Here is a 209-nt window from a genome sequence, read left to right as displayed (position 1 = left end):
AACGCCGCGAGCGAGAGTACGAGCAGATTTTCAACGGTGTCAATGACGCGATCGCCATCTTCGACCCAGAGACGACTTCCTTTGTCGACGTGAACGATTCATACCACGAACTCGTCGGGTGCGATGATCTCGATCGCATTCGTGAACTTGGCATCCAGGGGCTCAGCGCAACTGAAGACGGGTACACCGCAGAACACGGTACAGAACTG

Annotated in this window: 1 protein-coding gene; it reads left to right on the top strand. The window is 55.0% G+C overall.

Going from position 1 to position 209, the window contains the following annotated elements:
- On the top strand, window positions 1–209 hold a 209-nt coding region (locus EXE42_RS18380), incomplete at both ends, for a PAS domain-containing protein (protein WP_137707162.1).

The organism is Halorubrum sp. SP3 (assembly GCF_005435195.1).
GTDB lineage: Archaea > Halobacteriota > Halobacteria > Halobacteriales > Haloferacaceae > Halorubrum > Halorubrum sodomense.
This window is presented reverse-complemented; position numbering and strand designations above follow the sequence as displayed.